7 protein-coding genes are annotated in these 17,521 nt (G+C 58.2%); 3 read left to right on the top strand and 4 right to left on the bottom strand.

All coding sequences use genetic code 11. The features are described from left to right. Nucleotides 1-50 precede the first annotated feature (50 nt). The 3 genes from FHW68_RS18855 to FHW68_RS18845 all read right to left on the bottom strand — a co-directional run bounded on the left by FHW68_RS18855 (nucleotide 51) and on the right by FHW68_RS18845 (nucleotide 3,012). On the bottom strand, nucleotides 51-800 hold the full coding sequence (locus FHW68_RS18855; RefSeq protein ID WP_183682230.1) for an enoyl-CoA hydratase-related protein: 750 nt from the start codon (nucleotides 798-800) through the stop codon (nucleotides 51-53). 177 nt (nucleotides 801-977) lie between these two features. Further along, nucleotides 978-1,913, bottom strand: coding sequence for an iron-sulfur-binding ferredoxin reductase (locus FHW68_RS18850; protein ID WP_095632210.1), 936 nt, complete (start codon nucleotides 1,911-1,913; stop codon nucleotides 978-980). After that, a complete protein-coding gene (locus FHW68_RS18845; protein ID WP_183682227.1) occupies nucleotides 1,906-3,012 on the bottom strand; it encodes a GGDEF domain-containing protein in 1,107 nt (368 codons plus the stop codon). Before FHW68_RS18845 ends, FHW68_RS18850 begins: the two co-directional genes overlap by 8 nt. Nucleotides 3,013-3,394: 382 nt before the next feature. Here FHW68_RS18845 and FHW68_RS18840 point away from each other — a divergent pair, with 382 nt between their 5' ends. The 3 genes from FHW68_RS18840 (at nucleotide 3,395) to FHW68_RS18830 (ending at nucleotide 12,542) form a co-directional block, all read left to right on the top strand. Next, nucleotides 3,395-4,918: a fumarate hydratase gene (locus tag FHW68_RS18840; RefSeq protein ID WP_183682225.1), complete on the top strand. Its 1,524-nt coding sequence runs from the start codon at nucleotides 3,395-3,397 to the stop codon at nucleotides 4,916-4,918. A gap of 230 nt (nucleotides 4,919-5,148) precedes the next feature. Then, nucleotides 5,149-9,750 (top strand): SpvB/TcaC N-terminal domain-containing protein, encoded by a 4,602-nt coding sequence (locus FHW68_RS18835; RefSeq protein ID WP_183682223.1) that lies wholly within the window; start codon nucleotides 5,149-5,151, stop codon nucleotides 9,748-9,750. After that, the gene (locus FHW68_RS18830) at nucleotides 9,747-12,542 is read left to right on the top strand and encodes an RHS repeat-associated core domain-containing protein (protein WP_183682221.1); all 2,796 of its coding nucleotides are present in this window, start codon (nucleotides 9,747-9,749) and stop codon (nucleotides 12,540-12,542) included. Before FHW68_RS18835 ends, FHW68_RS18830 begins: the two co-directional genes overlap by 4 nt. A 148-nt stretch (nucleotides 12,543-12,690) precedes the next feature. On the opposite strand, the gene FHW68_RS18825 is transcribed toward FHW68_RS18830, so the two are convergent. Continuing rightward, a complete protein-coding gene (locus FHW68_RS18825) occupies nucleotides 12,691-17,424 on the bottom strand; it encodes an NEL-type E3 ubiquitin ligase domain-containing protein (RefSeq protein WP_183682219.1) in 4,734 nt (1,577 codons plus the stop codon). Between the last annotated feature and the right edge of the window lie 97 nt (nucleotides 17,425-17,521).

Here is a 17,521-nt window from a genome sequence, read left to right as displayed (position 1 = left end):
AAAAACAAAAGCCCCGCCATGTGAATGGCGGGGCTTTTTTGTGATCGGACTCAATGCCGTTTGATAAATGCCGACAACGCTGCCATCGCTTCCGGCGAACGCAGCCGCTGAGTGAACAATGCACCCTCTTCTTCGATCACCCTGCGCAACTGTTCCCGATCCGGGGCTTTCATCAATTGCTTGCTGATGCGTACCGCTTCCGGCGGCAACGATTCGAAACGCAACGCCATCTCCCGCGCCTTGGCCAACACCGCTTCGCCACTGCCTAAAGCTTCAGTCGCGATCCCCCACGCGGCTGCCTGTTCACCACTGAAACCCTCGCCCAGCAACAACAGCTCCGCCGCTTTGGCATGCCCGAGCATTCGCGGCAGGATCAGGCTGGAGCCGAACTCAGGGCATAACCCGAGGTTGACGAACGGCATGCGCAACCGGGCGTCAGTGCTGACGTAAACCAGATCGCAATGCAGCAGCATCGTCGTACCGATCCCCACCGCCGCGCCAGCCACGGCGGCGATGACCGGTTTGCGGCACTCGAGCAAATTGAGCATGAAGTGGTACACCGGGCTGTCGAGGATGCTCGGGGGTTGCTGGAGGAAATCAAAGATGTCGTTGCCGGCGGTGAAACACTCAGCGCCACCGGTGATCAGCACCGCATTGATTTCGGGGTCACTGTCGGCAAGCCGCAAACCCTCCGCCAGTTGGCTGTACATGGCGCGTGTCAGGGCGTTTTTCTTTTCGAGGCGATTGATGCGCAGGGTCAGCAGGCCGCGCTCGCGTTCAAACTGGATGGTATCGGGCATGGTGAGTCCTGATCTAAGAGGATCAACTGTGGCGAGGGGGCTTGCCCCCGTTCGGCTGCGAAGCAGTCGTAAAACCGGCACGCTCGGTTTGTCTGATACACCGAGGTGGCGTCTGTTTTTAGGGGCCGCTTCGCAGCCCAACGGGGGCAAGCCCCCTCGCCACAGAGAAATCAGCGCTCAACCACGGGGTAGAAAGACATCCGCCAGCAGTTGATTGCGCGGCAAACCCGCCAGGTACAGGCGCCGGGCAAAGGCGTCGACGCTGTCGGGGGCTCCGCAGACTAAGGCCAGGGTTTGCCGCGAGACAAGGCGCAGTTGTGCCAAAGCCGCGGGCAACCCGGCCGCGGTCCACAGTTCGACGTGAAGGTTTTCACGGCCGTCGGCCATGGCTTTGAGGGGCTTGGCCAGATAATGCTCACTCGCATCATGGGCTAGGTGAATGACACGGATGGCGCCCTGGTGATCCTGACGCAATGCTTCGCGCAAAATACCGAACAACGGCCCCAGACCGGTGCCGGCCGCCAATAGCCACAGCGGTCGGGTGTGCCAGTCCGGGTCGTAATGCAACGCCCCGCCGCGCAATTCGCCGAGGCGGATTGGATCGCCGATTGTCAACTGACGCGCAGCATCGCTGAATTGCCCCGGCTGACGGCAATCGAGGTGAAACTCCAGAAAGCGGTCTTCTTCCGGCAGGCTGGCCAGGGAATACGGCCGCGCAATCTGGCCGGCCCATAACACCAGATGCTGCCCCGCCTGATAACGCAACGGTCGTTCACTTGTCAGGCGTAAACGCAAAACGCTGGGGCTCAGCCAATCGCTGGCGGCCACCTGAGCGGCAAGCCCATCACGCAGCGGATCAAAGGTTTCGACTTGCAGATCATCGACCACCTGGCACTGACAGGCCAACCGCCAGCCCTGCTGACGCTGCTCATGACTCAAGGCATCGGGACGGCTGTCGCTGGGCAAGCCTTCGACACATTTAACCAGGCACGCATGGCAGCTGCCGGCGCGGCAGCTATAGGGCACCGACACGCCATTCTGATTCAAGGCATCGAGCAGGTTGCTCCCCGCTGCCACCGCCCATTGGCGTTCGCCGACCCGTAACTCAGGCATCGACATTCTCCCAGGCCGCCGCGCAACGGTTACGGCCGTCACGCTTGGCGCGATACAGCGCCTGATCGGCGCGCTGCAGGGCGTCATCCAGATCGTCGCCGAGCGCCAATAAAGTCATGCCCGCCGACAGGCTGAGGTTGCGCACATCCACGCCGACCAATTCGGCATCCATGAAGGCAATGCGCAACCGCTCGCAACACGCCGTCAGGCGCTCGGCATCGCAATCGGGCAACAACACCACGAACTCTTCGCCGCCGTAGCGGGCCAGAACATCGCCATCGCGCAGGCAGGCAGTGGCTACTCCGGCAAACGCTTGCAGCACCTGATCGCCGGCGGCATGGCCGTGAACATCGTTGATGCGTTTGAAGTGGTCGAGGTCGATCAACGCCAGGCCGTGCACCACGTCGGCTTCCATCGCATTCAACTCGCGGGAGGCCAGGCGCAGGAAATGCCGGCGGTTGAACAGCCCGGTGAGTTCATCGGTCGCCACCAGACCTTCGAGCTGGCGCATCATTCCGCGCAGGGTGTCCTGATGCGCCTGCAAGGCAAACCGCCGCTGACGCATACGCTGGCGCGACATCTGGACGTAATGGGCGTAAAGCACCAGCCACGCGAGCACCACCAACAGCACGCACACCTGCAACAGGGCCAGCGTCGGGTCGGGCAGTTGAAAATGGTAGCCTTGCCACAAGGTGATGGCGCTGAAACTGAAAAACACCAGCGACGCGCACCGCACGAATGCCCTGCGCGAAAGATGAAATAACCCGAATAGCAGAATCAGCAGGTAAAACACCAGAAACACGCCTCGCGCTTCATCCAGATGCGCAATCAGCCAGGTTTGCCAACCCAGCCCCAGCAGAATTTGCACTTCGGTCAGGCTCGGGTCGGAAAAACGCAGGTTGCAGCCGCTGGAGAACACCGCGAACAACACCGCCTGGCTGAGCACCACCAACGCGCTGCCGATCGCCATGCCGGTGATGGAGTCTTGGTAATGACCGGTGAAAAACGCCAGCCACAGGAGCAGCAAAGCCAAGGCGTAAGTGCCGGCTGCAAGGGCAAAGCGTTTAAGCAAAAGCCGCTGGATGGTGTTATGGGTCAATCGTTGATTCACCGTGGGAAAGGAGGCTGATCGAGTGTCCTACTCTACAGGCCGGATGCCACTTTAGTGGCGAGTCTGATAAATGACCATTCAATTTTCGGGGCAGAAAACTGGCGTCAAAGCCATGACCCGCCTCCACCTTTTACTGTGGCAAGCCCCCTCCCCACAGAATCCGGCGCGTGTACAGGGCATCGAGGCGCGGTATACTGCCGCGCCTTTTTAGCGTCGCGCCAGCATGCCCGGCGTGCCTTGTGACCTTGAGGATCAGCTTCAAGCCTTAAGCTTCAAACGCCAAGTTCAGAGCAGTTCGCGTACTGCTTCAGCTTGCCGCTTGAAGCTTAAGGCTTGAAGCTGCCCTTATTCTTTTAGAGGAGCGCGACTCATGACCGTGATCAAGCAAGACGACCTGATTCAGAGCGTTGCCGACGCCCTGCAATTCATTTCCTACTACCACCCCGTGGATTTCATCCAGGCGATGCACGAAGCCTACCTGCGCGAAGAATCGCCGGCAGCCCGTGACTCGATGGCGCAGATTCTGATCAACTCGCGCATGTGCGCCACCGGCCACCGCCCGATCTGCCAGGACACCGGTATCGTGACCGTGTTCGTGCGCGTGGGCATGGACGTGCGTTGGGATGGCGCCACCATGGGCCTGGACGACATGATCAACGAAGGCGTGCGCCGGGCTTACAACCTGCCGGAAAACGTCCTGCGTGCCTCGATCCTCGCCGACCCGGCGGGCGCTCGCAAAAACACCAAGGACAACACCCCGGCCGTTATCCATTACTCCATTGTTCCGGGTAACACCGTGGAAGTGGACGTGGCGGCCAAGGGCGGCGGTTCCGAGAACAAGTCGAAAATGGCCATGCTCAACCCGTCCGACTCGATCGTTGACTGGGTACTCAAGACCGTTCCGGAAATGGGCGCCGGCTGGTGCCCACCGGGCATGCTCGGCATCGGCATCGGCGGCACCGCCGAGAAAGCTGCGGTAATGGCCAAGGAAGTGTTGATGGAATCCATCGACATTCACGAGCTTAAAGCACGCGGCCCGCAGAACCGTATCGAAGAGATGCGTCTGGAGCTGTTCGAGAAGGTCAACCAACTGGGCATCGGCGCCCAGGGCCTGGGCGGCCTGACCACCGTGCTCGACGTGAAGATCATGGATTACCCGACACACGCCGCTTCATTGCCGGTGTGCATGATCCCCAACTGCGCCGCCACCCGTCACGCGCACTTCGTGCTCGACGGTTCCGGCCCGGCCTCGCTGGAAGCGCCACCGCTGGACGCCTACCCGGAAATCGTCTGGGAAGCCGGCCCGTCGGCCCGTCGCGTCAACCTCGATACCCTGACGCCGGAAGAAGTGCAGAGCTGGAAGCCGGGCGAAACCGTCCTGCTCAACGGCAAAATGCTCACCGGTCGCGACGCGGCGCACAAACGCATGGTCGAGATGCTGAACAAGGGTGAAACCCTGCCAGTGGATCTGAAAGGTCGCTTCATCTACTACGTCGGCCCGGTCGATCCGGTGCGCGAAGAAGTGGTTGGCCCTGCTGGTCCTACCACCGCGACGCGGATGGACAAGTTCACCCGTCAGATCCTCGAACAAACCGGCCTGTTGGGCATGATCGGCAAATCCGAGCGCGGCCCGACCGCGATCGAAGCGATCAAGGACCATAAAGCCGTTTACCTGATGGCAGTCGGCGGCGCGGCATACCTGGTGGCCCAAGCCATCAAGAAATCCCGCGTGGTGGCTTTCGCCGAACTGGGCATGGAAGCGATCTACGAGTTCGACGTCAAAGACATGCCGGTTACCGTTGCGGTTGATAGCAAGGGTGAGTCGGTACACATCACCGGTCCTGCCATCTGGCAGAAAAAGATCAGTGAAAACCTGGCGGTGGAAGTGCAGTAACGTTTTAATCCGCTAAACAAAAAGGCCGGGGTGTTTGTGTAAATACCCCGGCCTTTTTTTGCCTTGAAAAAGGGAAAATGCATAAAAAACATCGAACACGGTTTTTATATTCTAAGCAGCCCCCTTTCACCTGTCAGATCTGACAGGTCACAGCCCTCGTCTCGCCTGATAAGTTGAAACTCCATCGGACGCCTCGTCCGCTGCATTCCCTTGTCACGGCGGAAATCAAGATGGCCATGGAAAATCAAGGCACCCTCGATATCAATCCTCCTTCTCTGCCCAAGGGCGGCGGCGCAATTCAGAGCATTGGCAAGGGATGGGGCCCGATAGGTACCCGCGGTGCCGCTTCCCTGGAACTGCCGCTGCCGATCAGCGCTGCCCCTAACCGCCGGATGGTGCCGGCCCTGAAGCTTGGTTACAGCAGTGACGTGGGCAACAGCCCGTTCGGAATTGGCTGGACGATGACAGTCAACGCCATCTCCTTGCGCACCACCCTCGGAGTGCCACGCTACGACGGCAGCGATCAAGTGGTCGGGCCTGACGGCGAGGTATGGATGCCCGAGAGGGATGTGAATCGCGACATTGTTATCTCCAGAACAGAGGAAACCTACGGCGGCCGGCCAGTGGGCGAACACCAGGTTGTGCGTTACTGGCCACGGGTCGAGGGCGCCTTCAACCTGATCGAGCATTGGTCCACTGCTGACGACGCTCCCGGCTTCTGGCTGATTCATGGGGCCGATGGCAGCCTGCATGTCTATGGCAAGACCCTGGCCTCACGCCGGGCCGATCCGCAAAACGAAAAAAACGTCGGCGTGTGGCTGCTGGATGAAAGCCTCAATAGCCTGGGCGAACACGTGGTTTATGAATACCAGGCAGAGGTCGAAGAACCCGCCGCGCCACAGTTTCGCGACTACCGGGCCCAGCGATACCTGCGACGGGTCTACTATGGCAATTGCGAGGCTGACACGCAGTTGTACGCCTGGAATGCCGATGGCTGGAAGGATGTGCAGTGGCACTTTCACCTGCTGTTCGACTATGGCGAGCGCAGCGCCGAACTGACAAAGAAGCCGGTCTACGGCCCCCCCTATCTGGAGCAGGATGACGAGTACGGCGATTGGCAGGTGCGCAGCGATCCCTTCTGTAATTATGCCTTCGGGTTCGAACTTGGTACTCGGCGGCTGTGCCGGCAGGTGCTGATGTTCCATCATTTTCACGTCGAACTGGGCGAGCAGCCCGTGCTGGTCCAGCGTCTGTTACTCGAACATCGGCCCAGCATATTGGGCTATAACCATCTGACAGCGGCCCATATCCAGGCCTACGACAGCATGGCCAAGGTCGAGAGCCGGCCGCCCATGGAGTTCACCTATACCCCCTTCGAACTCAGGCCCGATCTACAGGGTTGCAGCACATTCCCGAATATGCCCGCGCTCAACGACGGCCAGCATTATCAGTGGGTGGACCTCTACGGCGAAGGCCTGCCGGGGGTGCTGTTTCGCAGCGACCAAGCCTGGTATTACCGGGAACCGCTACGTGCCGATACCGGCAGTAATGACGTGTGCTATAGCGACTGGCGCGTATTGCCGCATCTTCCGACCGCTGATAGCAGCAAGCCGGTCTATCAGGCCTTGAGTGACCTGAACGGCGACGGCAAGCTGGACTGGATGCTCGCCCAGCCGGGGTTGTCGGGTTTTTTCACCCTCAACCCGGATCGCAGCTGGTCGAAGTTCGTTACCTTCGATGCCTTCCCCAGGGAGTTTTTCCACCCTGAAGCACAGTTGGCCGACCTGGTTGGCAACGGCCTGATGGACATGGCCCTGATCGGTCACCGCAGCGTACGGCTGTACACCAGCAAGCGGGATAAAGGGTTCGCCGCAGGCATCAATGTGCCGCACCCGAACCCGGAAGATGAGAATGACGATACCCTGCCACTACCCAATGCTGCAGAGACTGAGCTGGTGGCTTTCAGCGACGTACTGGGCAGCGGTCAGCAACACCTGATTCGCATCCGCCACAACGAAGTCAAATGCTGGCCTAACCTGGGCCACGGGCGTTTCGGCAAGGGGTTCGTACTCTGCGCCCTACCCTTTACCTATGCCGAATTCAATGCCTCACAGGTCGTATTGGCGGACCTGGACGGCTCGGGCGCCAGTGACTTGATCTACCTGCAATCCGATCGCCTGCGGGTGTTCATGAACCACAGTGGCAAGGGCTATGAGTTGACGTCGGTCGACCTGCCATGGCCCAAAGACATCCGTTATGACAACCTCTGCCAGATCAGCATTGCCGACCTGCAAGGACTGGGCTGTTCCAGCCTGATCCTGAGCGTGCCGCATATGAAGCCCAGTCACTGGCGCTACGACTTCGTGACGGCCAAGCCGTACCTGGTCAGCGCCACCCACAACAATATGGGCACCAGCACTGGCGTGACCTATCGCAGTTCGGCCCAGGAATGGCTGGACGAAAAACAGGCGTTGCTCGCCTCCGGCAAAGACCCGGTGTCTGATTTGCCCATTGCCGTGCATCTGGTCAGCCAGCAGACCCAACTCGATGAGATCACCGGCAATCGCCTGACCCAATGCATGCGCTACCGACAAGGTTATTACGACGGTATCGAGCGGGAGTTCCGCGGCTTTGGCTTGTTGCTGCAAACCGACAGCGAAATCTCAAGCGCCGAACAGGCACAAGCCGGTTTTACCACGCCGACCCTGAGCAAAACCTGGTTCCATACCGGCAAGGCTGTCGATCTGGCACTGGAGGGCGACTACCGCGGTGATAGTCAGGCTCACCCTTTAGAGCCGACCTTGTTACAAGGTTATGACCTGCGGGACCGCGCAGTCGTCCCTCTCGCCCCGCCCGACAACGTCACGGTTCGTGAGATGGCCCGCGCCCTCAGCGGGTCGGTGCTACGCACCGAAGTATTCGCCGCCGGCACCGCCGAGCCCTATGCGATACAACAGCACCGCTACTTGATTCGCTTGCTTCGCCCCAAAGGCCCGCACCAGCCCTACGCGGTGATGCAGCCCTTGCTTCTGGAATCGATCAGCTATCAATACGAGCCCCCCGTTTCGGACGACCCGCTGTGCCAACACACGATCAATCTGACATGGGATGAATATGGCGGCCTGACCCACGGCTTCACGATCAATTACGCGCGGCGTAAAACCCCTGCCGATACGCCGCCCTTCGACGACACGCATGAAAACACCTGGTGGAGCGACGCCCATGATCAGGCCCAGCAGTGTTGGTACCTGACACAGACCAAGGCCGAGTATATCCACTTGCCGGATACCCAGGCCTGGCGTCTGGCCTTGCCGTACCGCCAGCGCAGCAACGCCCTGATGCTGGACAAGGCAGCCTTGAGTCCTGAAAACATCAGCCATGAAACTTTTCTGCAATGGAGTAAGGACGATGGGGAATGGGCCAGGCAGTCAGTGCTGACCAGCCTGTCGTTGCAGCGCTACAAACACCCCGTCAGCGGTGACACCCTGCCTGTGGAGCAGGCGACGTTCGAGGCGTTACCCGACTACCTGGAAGTCGCGGAACTGGACGCCACCGCCCTGAGTGCCTACGACAGGCTTAAAGACGAGCATGGCGTGAGGCCTTTTCATCTGAAAGCCCGGCTCAAGGATGTGGGGTATCAGATCATGGACGTATTTTTACCCGAGCTGGAAACGCCTCCTGACGACGATCCCACCAAGGATGATCCCGAGAACTTTCTGTGGTCGGTCAAACGCGGCTTCCCGACCTACCATGGGCTGGACGGTTTCTATAGCGTCGAATTTTTTCGCCAGACCCAAAACCATGACCTGACCAAAGTCAGCTATGACCAACCTTATTGGTGCCTGAGTACCGCTGTCGAATTACCGGACGGCTGCATCACCCGCACCTTGGGCACGGACTATCGGTCGTTCCTGCCTGTCGCCATCGAAGATCCCAACGGCAATATCCAGGAAGGTCGTTACAACGCCTTCGGTGAAGTGCTGGTCAGCAGTTTTCATGGCTCGGAGCATGGAGTAAACGTGGGCTTTCATTCTCTGCGCAATTACGTGCCGCCAGATGATCGCGCCCCTGCAAGAGCCATTGCCGCGCCGAGAGATGCCGTTGGCAACTTCGCCAGCGCAATCTTTTCCGATCCGTTCAGCTGGATGGGCCGAATCTCCCGCAGCGCACCACCGTTACCGCAATGGCTGGCCTGGGCGATAGCGGAAGGTTTTGTGCTGCCCGACGGGCATATCCGCGCCCGCGCCCGGCAACACCTGCAAGAGCTGGAGAACCTGACCCCGAACGAGTTGATCCTGCAGGCACAGATCGATGCTGCACAACCAGAACCGGTTCATGTTGTCACCCTGCAGGCCGATCGTTATCCCGCCGACCCCGAGCGGCAAATCCGGGTTGCCGTGGTCTACTGGGACGGTTTCGGTCGAGTGCTGCAAACCAAGCAGGAGGTCGAACCAGGCAAAGCCTGGGTGGTCGACGAAAACGGTGACTTGACCCTCAAGGACGATGGCACGCCGCTGGAGGCCGATGCGCTGCGGCGCTGGCGCGTAAGTGAGCGGGTCGAGTACAACAACAAAGGGTTGGCGATCCGCATTTACCGTCCCTATTTCGCCGACCAGTTTCGCTATATCCATGATGAGTCGTTGCGCCAGCACGGCTTCTGCGACAAGCAGTACTACGATTGCCTGGGCCGACCGGTGCGCACCCTCGCGGCCAAGGACGATCTTGAGGACCGACAGACCTACTGCGGCTGGTACACCATTACCGAAGACAAGAACGACACCTATGAAGAAGTCATGGCCAGAAAACGCCAGGTATCGGAAGGTGAAGAATGAACATGCAGATACACCGAAACACCCCAAATCTGGCGGTGTTCGACGCAAGGGGTTTACCGGCCAGACGAGTGGACTACCTGCGAGCCCAAGCAAGCGACGTCCCCCTGGCACAGATCACTCGCCAGGCACATGACGCTGCCGCGCGCATTGTCGCGCAGTGGGACCCTAGACTGATCGACAATAGTGTGGCCAATCTGCGCAGCGTCTACAGCCTGTCGGGAATACCGCTGGGCACCGACAATGTCGACGCCGGCTGGCGTGTGGAGCTCTATGGTGAGGCCGGGCAACCGCTGTATCGCTGGGATCAGCGCGGCAGCCAGCAGCAAACCGATTACGACCGGCAACTGCGCCCCATTGCAATCCATGAGCAAGGTAACGGGCAAATTGCCTTGACCGTCGAGCGCCTCACCTATGGCGGCAGCTTGCCGGGTTTTGCCAGCCATAACCAATGTGGCCAATTGGTGGAGCACCATGACCCAGCCGGGCGTTTGTCGATCGACGATTACAGTTTGGCCGGTGCTCCGCTCCACCAGACCCGCCGCTTTCTCAAGAGCCTTGAACGGCCGGATTGGCCAGAGAGCGGAACCGGGCAAGAGAATCTCCTCGAACCCGCCCACTATGAAACCCTGTGGCGCTACAACGCCGTCGGCGACACGCTCGACGAGACGAACGCCAAAGGGCACACGCAACACATCGCTCAGGACATCGCCGGTCAACTCAAGACGGTGCATCTGCAATGGGCAGGCTCCGCCGACAAACAACCTATCGTGCATAGTCTGCAGTACAACGCCAGCGGGCAAGTCGAAAGCCAAACCACCGGCAACGGCGTCATTAGCGCCGCAGTTTTCGACCCCGCGAATGGAAACCTGAGTGAACTCAAAGCCAGTAAAGGCAGTACAACCTGCCAGCACCTGAGCTATCGGTACGAGGCGATGAACAACGTGATCGCCATCACCGACCACCTCCACGTCACTCGTTTTTTTGCCAACCAGCGTATTGATGGTTTGCGCGAGTTCACCTATGACACCCTCTCCCGGTTACGTAGCGCCACGGGCCTGGAGTCTATGGGCGCCAGTACTCAACCGCAGCTGCCCGGGCTGATTCCTCCAGGCGATCCCACCCTGCTGGGCAACTATAGCCAAAGTTACGAGTACGACCCCGGCGGCAACCTGACGAAGTTGACCCACACCAGCCCCACTCCCGGTCAGGGGCATACGTTGATCATGGGCATTGCACCATTGAGCAATCGGTGCCTGAGCTGGCGCAAGGGCCAATCCGCCCCGGAGTTGGGCATGAACTTTGACGACGATGGCAATCTGCTGACCTTGCAACCTGGAGATCAGCCACTGACATGGACGCTACGCAATCAGTTGCAAGGCGTGATTCAGGTCTGCCGCACAAACGCCGAAGATGATGTCGAGCGCTACGTCTATGATGCCCAAGGCAATCGGGTGCGCAAATGGCAGAGTACCCAAGCCGCTTCAGTCACTCATGTGCGTGAAGTACGCTACCTGCCAGGACTGGAAATTCGTACTCTGGACGCCACCGAAGAACTGCACGTCTGCACCCTGCAGGCCGGGCGCAGCAACGTGCGTGGCCTGCATTGGATCATGGGTAAACCCGCAGAAATCGAGCAGCGGCAATTGCGCTACAGCCTCGACGATCATCTGGGTTCCTGCACCCTGGAGCTGGACAACAACGCCCGCCTCATCAGCCATGAAGGCTACTACCCCTTTGGCGGTACTGCTTGGTGGGCTGCCAATTCGCAAGTCCAGGCGGATTACAAAACCATTCGCTATTCAGGCAAGGAACGTGATGCCAGCGGGCTTTACCACTATGGCTTCCGGTATTACGCACCGTGGATAATGCGCTGGCTCAACCCGGACCCGGCGGGACCGGTGGACGGATTGAACCTGTATGCAATGGTGGGGAACAATCCGCTGGGGGTTGTGGATCGGCTGGGGCTTGTCATAACTGATGCTCAACAATATGTCCGCGACAGAACAACCTCCATCATAACGAGCAATGAACAATATAAATTTATACCTCAGGCAAAAACACCCAAGAAAAAGTTAGATGCATTGAGGAAGCTCCATGAGCAAGAGTATCCAGACTTCATCTATACCAAGTCGCAAAAGCAGAAGCTCGTGGCACATGCTGGCGGTGAATACTCGAATACCGACCCTGAACATACAGTCATTGCAAGTGATCACTTCAACATTCCTCACCCCTCTGGAATTTCTTCTGTCCCAGGCGTCGAACTTTTTAGCGACCATCAAGGGCACGACTTCAGAACATTCAAAATTAACGATCCTGGGAAGCTGAAAAATTATCTGACAGACAAATATTCGGCCTACTACGACCAAAATAACACCGCAGTAAAAGTTTACAAAGGTGTCTCTCAAGAGCCCGTGAACACTTCAGACGTACTCAAGGAACGTAGTGCTTCGGCACTTGCACCAGAAGCCTGGAATGCTATTCTCGATCATATTCAGCAGAACAATTACCTGATCCCGGAATATGATGGTCTTCCTGGCGCTCACGCCGAGACCGTCCTCAGAAATACAGTTTCGCTACTAAGACCCACTACACCTGTGGAACAGGAAGTGCTAAATATCTGGACATTTAAAATACAAGGCACCATAGCCACACAAGCATTTCCGGCCTGTACCAACTGCACAGGGATATTAAGAAGCGCTGCGGGCGACAGCCTGAACATTGATGTTCAAACAGGATACACCGACGAAAAACTACAAACATGGAGACAATTAACCAGCGACCTTGCCGGATAAACAAATCCATACCCAGGCAAGCCTTTATATAAAGACAGCGAACGGTCATGACTGTACACGTCATGACCGTTCGCTTTTTTCAGACTGATCCGTTACACGCACCGATTAAGCAAGCGTTGATCTCAGCCTTACTTGCCGCCCTTGGGACTTACAGCCACTTGATCATGGTTTCGCGTGTCAGCCTTCGGAGCAACGCTTTGCGCGCATCCGCCAGCTCAGTCATTTCCTGCTCATACTCCTGCTGCGAGATCGAACCGGCCAATTGCTGTTCAAGCAACGCTTCGGACTTTTCGTTATACAGCGCCGAATTCTGCTTGAAATCACGTGGATAACGGCCTTTAAGGTACTTGCGCCAGAAGCTCTGATCGATGATCCGGTTGACCAGCCCGTCCCCGGCTTCCAGCGCCAGAACCGACTGGTACGCCTGATCTATCGCCGCGTCATCGACTTCGGCCATTTCCCGAAACAGCATGCCCTGTGATTGCCAGGGTAACTCGAGCCTTTGCGCCAAGCCGGTCTGAAATGCCAGGTAAACCTCCACTTCATCTATGGTCCCAGTGACCTCGCCATCCTCATCGAGTGCCTGAAAACTTTCCCCGGCCTGCAACCTGCGCTGGATTGTGGCGCGGGCAATTTCGTTGACCTGATCCAGCCTGGACTTGCCCTTGGCCAAAGTGAGCAGTCCGGCCTCGATCTCGTCGGGAGTGGATGCCCGATAAGCCTCATGAACCAGCACTTTGCTGCCCATTTCATTGAAAATCTGCGCGCCCGCGTCCGCACAGGAATCGGGATTGATCGCCATGCGAAACAATGCTTCACGCAGTGGCGTATTTTCGGACGCAGCGTCAAGTGTTCGCCATACTCGATCAGCGAGCCCCGGGCGACGAGCTTCATCGACGTAGTCAGCTGATTCAGTGAGCTGCTCCAGTACCTCGAAGAAGCCTTGGGCCTCGGGTTCTTTTTCAAGTTCGTCCCACGTCTTTTGCCTGACCGTACGCTGTTGCCCGACAACACCTTCAAGCCAATATTCGCTGGTTTCCTCACCCTTAGGAGGATAGCTGCGAGCCGGGTCGTAGCCCACCGAGCGCATATAGTCCTGAAATTGCCTACGATTTTCGTCGGCGAGTTCGTTGCGGCTCAAGCGGGTCCGGGCAATCAGCCGTGCCTGCTCCGAACCGGGTGTGACTTGAGGTATCCGGTTGATCGGGTTGTCTTCCAGGTTCAGCTCGAAAGATCGCGGCCGCGTCAGCGCGAACAAACCTGGCGGCCAGTCGCTGACACCGGTCTGTTGCAAGTCCAGCATGCCAAGTTCGGGCATCCGACTGACGTCCGGGAGCAACGTCAAAGCCGGGTTATTGCTCAGTCGCAAGGTTTCCAGGCGGGTCAAGCCTCCCACATCAGCCGTGCTTTCCGGCGTCAGCCTCAGCTGGTTGTTCGACAGGTCCAGCACCTGAAGCCTCGACAAGTGCTCGCGCAGTCGGGGAGGTCTGATCAACAGGTTATGACTTAGATCCAGCACCTTCAGGTTAGGAAAGTGCTGCAAAAAACCGCTGATATCGGTGTGCAGCGCGACATGCCGAAATTGCAACGAAGTGACGTGACCGAAGTCGGCGTTCAGCGCCGGCAGATCCTCCAAAAAATCGCCTGTCCAATGGAAATTCAAATCCAGTGCGTAACCTTCGGGCAAGGCTTGCCCCCCGGCCTGCCAGCACTGCTTGATGGCCTTGGCAAATCGGCCCTTGTGATAACGCTGATCCATCGGCATGACGTCGCCTCTCTCGATCGCCGCCCAGTCATCCAGACGCTTGCTTAAGCCTTCGAATTCCAGTTCACGCCCCCTGATAGAAGCCAGTGCCTGGGCCTCGGATGCGAATGACTGCATGAACTCGGCAAACCCGTGCGTCGTGGTGCCCGGGTAGAGTACCTTGAAGCGCTCCGATGGACCGGGCGTCCCACTCTGCTCGATCGCCATCGCTTCATAGCCTTGCATCCCGCCCCGCAAACGCATGACCGCCGGATCATAGGCAGGCTTGCGGATCGGATGTTCCAGCACAACATTGCGAAAGGCGTCGCGGCTCAACGGCGCCAATTGGATAGCCTTTTTCAACTGCCTCCCTTGACCGATTTCATGACCCAGCGCCCTGCGCTCGGAGTCAGGCAGAGCCTGCAGTATCGAGGTGTAAATATCATCGACGCCATGCAGGGAATTGCCTTCGTCGTCATAGGACTGACCCCCCCCTTCATCGGTTAACACCAGCACTTTGCGAACAAGCGCCTCAACAGGGCCAATGCTGTCGAGCAATGGCCCGCCGAACGAAATGCCGCGCATTTCGATACGAACATCGCCCGTCCAGCCCGTCAGTGTCTCCAGGCTATGTAACGTCAGGCGCGCGGTGTCGAGGTTTTCGCTCGACTCAAGGTATAGCCCTTCATAAGCCCGGGCCATACGCATCTCGAGCCTGGCGGCGCGGGCTGCCTGCTGCAGCCGCAACGGCACATGCCCATCGTCGCTCAACTGCTGGAGTTCCGCCGGGCTGGCGTTGACTAGCAACTCTTCCATCACAGTACGTGGCAATTGCGCAAAATCATCGCCCAACAACTGAACGTAGGAGCTGAGGTTCACCTCGCCAAGATCTTCACCGAACGCGTAACGAGCCTCGACCCGTTCGGCTTTTTTTGTCTCTGCCAGCCGGGTCACCAGGGCGCGCAATCGGCTAGCACGTACTTCAAGGGCGATAGGCCCGGCGCCAAACTCTTCGTGAAGCAGGGCTGTGATCTCCTGTTCTTCGAGGATTGTCAGCAGCGTTTTTGCCAGATCGTCGTGGCCGGGTCGACCTTCATGAATCTGCAGCAACGAGCCGCTCGGTTCAGGCTCATATTGCCAATGCACCTTGCCCTGGCTGTCCAGCAATTGCACCGCTCTGGCCCTCGGCCAATCACCATGGCGCGTCAACAGTTCCAGCTGGGTTCGCAAGTCAGCCTTGCCATAAACCCTGGGATCATGGCTGCTCATCCGCTTGATAAAAATCTGCACATCCTGCTCGGCCCTGAAGCGCTTGATAGTCTCGACCAGAATTGCCGGAGGGCGCTCATGCTCGACATGCAGCTTGCGCAATACGTCTTCTTCTATACCGCTGACAACACGGATCTGCTCCAGGGTTTGGTCGGTAAATGTTTCGACGCTGTGCCCCAGGCGCCGCATCAACGTTGCGCCCTGCCATGCCAGAGGACGTTCGGCTTCGTGGCTCCAGGCGCCGAGACCGTTATGGGCAAGCCTCGGCGCATACGCATCAGCTCGGGTGGGATGTTGGATACGATACCGGTCCAGGCCTGGCTCCTGCCTGACCACAAAGTGTTTGCCATCCAGCGCCAGCACATCCTGCCCTTGATGCTTATAAAGACCGTTGGCCTCAGGGCGGGCGTTTTCCCCGAGGATCCGTGGCTGTTCGTATCGCGCAAGATCAGGGTGCCACAAACGCGACTGACCATTGCCCGTTTCGACGACTTTCAGTCCCTCGACAAACAGTGATGGTTTGTGGGGCAATAGCGCACCCGCCACTGCCCCCCCTTCCGCGAATATCCCCAACTGGACAATGCTTTCTGCCACCCCGATCAAATGCCCTGCGGCCTCGATCCGTTGCCCCTCTGACCATTCAACGATTCCTTCGAACGTTTCATCGAGCAACTGGAATGCGGTATAGGCCAGCATCGCTTCACCGAGCAACGGAACGAAGGGTGTCGCCACAAAAGCCGCCACCTCAAGCACAGCAGCGGCGACTTTCTGCAAGCTGTCCCAGCGCGCCCAACGCGATTTCAGATCTTCATCATCGGTGGACACTGCAATTGCCCGAGCATCATTAAGGATTTTGTTCAGTTTCTGCTGGAAGTCATGGCTCCAGAAATCAACGCTGATTCGCGTACACACCATCCTCAGGTTGGGGTTTTCGAGCGGCTCTTCCCGCCACGGCGGGATTTGATCAAGTGCGGTTTGCGTATGCCACCGGACACTCGACAGCATCTGGTTCAAGTGCGCGAAAAAAGTGCCCCGCTGCTGCTGAGGCACGAACCGGGTGAAAAAGCGCTGATACTCGGGAACACGCAGCTGACAGGTAAGTTCGGCAACGAATTGCGCCGTGGAAGGGTACTGTTTGACTGGATGTTCGGGGTCGTGGGGGACGTAGACAATGACCTGTTCGGTATGGCGACTGAGTTCGAGATCTGCTGCAATCAGAACAATGCCGGTCAGTTCGGCATCCATCATCGCCAACTCGTAGCAGTGCATCCGCTTGCCATGCAGCGTAGGGACGGGCTTGCCCTCGATCAGGCTCAGAAGCAACTGATGAGTGGGATGATCGATATCCTTCTTCATCAGTGCCAGAACACTGGCAGCGTGTAATGCCGCCTTATCGCTGGCCTGGATTCGAGCCTGCAATACCGCCCTCGCCACTGGATTGGCAAACCCCATGAATTCCTTTAGATAAGCCTGGTATTGCGCGCCTATATCCAGTTCACGGCATAACGCGGCAAAGGCCTCGATAGAAAGTTGATGTTTGATCGGCAAAATATCGAATTGCCCAGAGGGAGAAGGCCGGGTAATGAAGGCGCTGGCCGCATCAAAATAACCCGCCCGGGTTTCGATGATTTCAAAGTTATGCAACGCCGCCTCAAGTAATGACAAGGTTCGAACATCGAATCCGCCCACCTGCCCCTTGGGACAGTAGAGCCGCAAGTACGTCGTATGAACATCGAGGACGATGTTGTACTGGTTTTTCAGCGCCTCAGATAATAAAGACCGTGCAAACACGTCGACTTCCTGAAGCCTGCCCAGGGTTTTATCCCTGTCGTTCTGTACTTCCCAACTCCTGTCGTGGGCCAACTTCATCTCTCGACGCAGTGCCGCCGGTGCCGATATATACCAGGATGGAGAAGGCCCGGCAGCCCTCTTCAAAGCGGTGCGATTTTCAGAGGAAGTGGTCAAC

The organism is Pseudomonas sp. Tn43 (genome assembly GCF_014192635.1).
GTDB lineage: Bacteria > Pseudomonadota > Gammaproteobacteria > Pseudomonadales > Pseudomonadaceae > Aquipseudomonas.
Note: the sequence above shows the minus strand (reverse complement) of the source record. Positions and strands in the feature narration are given on the sequence as shown.

Excerpts from the sequence above, each read along its gene's own strand:
- FHW68_RS18855 (WP_183682230.1), bottom strand. The coding sequence starts at position 800 with ATGCCCGATACCATCCAGTTTGAACGCGAGCGCGGCCTGCTGACCCTG.
- FHW68_RS18850 (WP_095632210.1), bottom strand. The coding sequence starts at position 1,913 with ATGCCTGAGTTACGGGTCGGCGAACGCCAATGGGCGGTGGCAGCGGGG.
- FHW68_RS18840 (WP_183682225.1), top strand. The coding sequence starts at position 3,395 with ATGACCGTGATCAAGCAAGACGACCTGATTCAGAGCGTTGCCGACGCC.
- FHW68_RS18835 (WP_183682223.1), top strand. The coding sequence starts at position 5,149 with ATGGCCATGGAAAATCAAGGCACCCTCGATATCAATCCTCCTTCTCTG.
- FHW68_RS18830 (WP_183682221.1), top strand. The coding sequence starts at position 9,747 with ATGAACATGCAGATACACCGAAACACCCCAAATCTGGCGGTGTTCGAC.
- FHW68_RS18825 (WP_183682219.1), bottom strand. The coding sequence starts at position 17,424 with ATGAAGTTGGCCCACGACAGGAGTTGGGAAGTACAGAACGACAGGGAT.